Below are 2,797 nucleotides of genomic sequence, written 5' to 3'. Positions count from 1 at the left end.
CGCTGTCGAGCCGCGCCATGGCGACTGCTTCCGCCGTCGTCGCCAATGCGTTTCCCGCCTTGGAGAGCGCGCGGTGCACATCGGACAGGTAGGCGGCCTGGCTGGCAGGGACATCCAGTCCGTCACTGGGCGCGATCAGCTGCGCCTCCGCGCAAACCGCCCGCACGCGCGGCAGCAGGTCCGCGAGCGCATTGGCCACCGGAACGAGCTCCGCATATAGCGCCTCATCCTGCACGCCCTCGAGGATCTGATGGTAGCGGTCCAGCCCTCTGCGGAACCTGTCGTGGGCGCGCCGCCACACGCCCTTGCCGAGCTCGGCGTCGTCTTTGCGCCCTTGGCGGGCTGCGGCGAATAAAGCCATGGTGAAGTTGTGTTTCCGAAGGTTCTGGCGTGGTCCGGTTAGAGGTACTGCCCTGGACGGTGGTGGGTGTCTTCCTCTTTCTTCTTCGAATCCGCACGCGTCGGCTCACCGTTTTCGCCAATGACGACGCCGGGAGCGACCATGGTGCCGGGAGGCAGCTGGCGCATCTGCATGCGCTGTTCGACCTGCTGGTTCGCCATCTGCTGCGCGGCGAGAGCGGTCTGGATACCGTGGAAGAGGCCCTCCAGCCAGCCGACGAGCTGCGCCTGGGCGATCCGGAGTTCCGCGTCCGAAGGGACCTCGTCGTCGGTGAAGGGCAGGTTGATACGGTGCAATTCGCTCACCAGCTCAGGAGCGAGACCGTCTTCCAGCTCCTTTAGCGACCGGCCGTGTATTTCAACCAGCCGTTCGCGTGCCTTTTCATCCAAAGGCGCACTGCGGACTTCCTCCAGCAGCTGCCGGATCATCGTTCCGATCCGCATGACCTTCGCCGGTTCGTCCACCAGTTCGTTCAGCTTGGGAGCCCTGCCCCTGCGCTGCTCCGGTTCCCCGCCGTCGTCGCTGGCGTCCGCCTCTGCGTCCTGCGTCGTGAACTCCTCGACCGACCCTTCGGCGATCACTTCGGCAGCGTCGGCCAGCGGATCGCCGCCGGTGTTCTTGGCGGCGTCGTCTCGATTGGGCCGGGCAGTAGGACCAGTGGCACGATCTTCAGTCATCTTGTCATGTTCTCACGTTCCCCCACGGTGCTGTCAGGGGGAACGTAATCAATTAACCGGATGCAGGCTGGGCGCTCAAGCCTGCCCGGGGTTCCAACAAATGGACGCTGATCAGACCGTCAGAAGGACCTTGCCGGTGTGCGAGCCCGAGTCGAAGTACTCGTGCGCCGCGGCGGCGTCGGCCAAGGGGAACGTCCTGTCCACCTGCGGCCGGACCTTCCCCGACCGGACGAGCGGCCAAACATGCTCTCCGACGGCCCGCATGATCGTTGTCTTCTCCGCGACTGGACGGGCGCGCAGGGTGGTACCCAGCACGGCGGCCCGCTTTTGCATCAGCATCCCGAGGTTGAGCTCCGCTTTCGCCCCACCCTGCAGACCGATGACGACCAACCGTCCGGAGACAGCCAGCGCGTCCACATTCTGTTCCAGATATTTGGCGCCGACGACGTCGAGAATCACATCCGCGCCACGGCCGTCAGTAGCGTTCTTGATCTCCTCCACAAAGTCCTGTTCACGGTAGTTGATCAACACCTCGGCACCGAGAATGGCAGCGACCTCCAGCTTCTCCCGGGAACCGGCCGTCACCGCTGCCCGGGCGTCGAACGCTTTGACGAGCTGAACGGCCATGGTGCCGATTCCGCCAGCACCACCGTGGATCAGGACGGTATCTCCTGCACGGACGCCGGCGGCCATAAAAAGATTCGAAAACACGGTGGCCGCCACCTCCGGCAAGGCCGCCGCCGTCGTCAGATCCATGCCTTCCGGCACCGGCAGCACCTGTCCAGCGGGGGCCACAACCTGCTCCGCATATCCGCCTCCGGCAAGAAGAGCGACGACGGCGTCCCCCACCGCCAATTCGCCATCCACGTCCGGGCCGAGTGCCGCCACCCGGCCGGAGACCTCCAGTCCAGGCACTTCCGAAATGCCATCCGGCGGCGGATACAGACCCTTGCGCTGCTGCACGTCGGCGCGGTTCAAACCGGCAGCCGTGACGTCAATGAGCACTTCCCCGGGGCTGGGTTCGAGCGTATCGGCCTCCCGTACCTCCAGCACCTCGGGGCCTCCGGGTTCGCGGACGTAGATTGCCTTCATGAGTGGCACCTCCTGGATGTCGCGGACGGTATGCCGCGGCGTCCTCGTTCCTTGCGGCGTTTTTTGGTTATCGGGTTTTGTCTGTCTCTGGCAGTTCATGCCAGACTACTATGGGGAAGGTTGTCCGAGCGGCCGATGGAGCTGGTCTTGAAAACCAGTGGGCGGTTACCCCGTCTCGTGGGTTCGAATCCCACACCTTCCGCGAAAACCCGGTCTGGTGATATCCAGACCGGGTATTTTTATGCCCGGAACCGCTGGGCAGACTAACTTGATTCGAGGTCGCGAGGGTCGTTTACCGGTGCATGCTGAGGCGATACTCCTGAACAATGCGCTCCATGTTCTCATCGTCGTGTTCGATTGGATGGGCGGCGTATTGCTCCACTTGCGTACCATCAAAGATGGCCCAGCACTCGTAATCTCCCAGGCGTGACATGTACCGAACCCCTGAATACAACGGTGCACCCTCTTCATCAGTTGCGGTATAAATTCGGCGCGCCATCTCCCTAGTCAACAACCTGTTACTCCCACGAACATCGTCCACGTCAATGCCGTCTAGTGTGTTGCGCCGTTAGTTCGTTGCTAGTTGTTGGTAGGCTGGAGTATGGCGCAACGAGGACCGGCATTGGCC

4 protein-coding genes and 1 tRNA gene are annotated in these 2,797 nt (G+C 63.2%); 1 reads left to right on the top strand and 4 read right to left on the bottom strand.

Features of this window, described 5'->3' with window-relative positions; translation table 11 throughout:
- The 3 genes from Y707_RS25920 to Y707_RS0113340 form a co-directional block, all read right to left on the bottom strand.
- On the bottom strand, nt 1-361 hold a 361-nt coding region (locus Y707_RS25920; protein ID WP_081744863.1), incomplete at its 3' end, for a hypothetical protein.
- Between the two features lie 38 nt (nt 362-399).
- A complete protein-coding gene (locus Y707_RS0113345) occupies nt 400-1,077 on the bottom strand; it encodes a bacterial proteasome activator family protein (RefSeq protein WP_081744862.1) in 678 nt (225 codons plus the stop codon).
- Nucleotides 1,078-1,188: 111 nt separating this feature from the next.
- Nucleotides 1,189-2,169 carry an NAD(P)H-quinone oxidoreductase gene (locus Y707_RS0113340; protein ID WP_026535466.1) on the bottom strand — a complete coding sequence of 327 codons (981 nt, stop codon included), beginning with the start codon at nt 2,167-2,169 and terminating at the stop codon, nt 1,189-1,191.
- A 114-nt stretch (nt 2,170-2,283) separates the two neighbouring features.
- Between Y707_RS0113340 and Y707_RS0113335 the strand changes: the two genes are divergently transcribed.
- Nucleotides 2,284-2,371 (top strand) — tRNA-Ser (locus tag Y707_RS0113335).
- Between the two features lie 90 nt (nt 2,372-2,461).
- Here Y707_RS0113335 and Y707_RS30740 read toward each other — a convergent pair.
- A complete protein-coding gene (locus tag Y707_RS30740) occupies nt 2,462-2,602 on the bottom strand; it encodes a hypothetical protein (RefSeq protein ID WP_155852976.1) in 141 nt (46 codons plus the stop codon).
- Nucleotides 2,603-2,797: the final 195 nt, after the last annotated feature.

The sequence above is a fragment of the Arthrobacter sp. H14 genome, from assembly GCF_000520495.1.
In the GTDB taxonomy this organism is placed as follows: domain Bacteria; phylum Actinomycetota; class Actinomycetes; order Actinomycetales; family Micrococcaceae; genus Arthrobacter_C.
The sequence above is the reverse complement of the archived record's forward strand: the minus strand, read 5'-3'. Positions and strand labels throughout refer to the sequence as shown.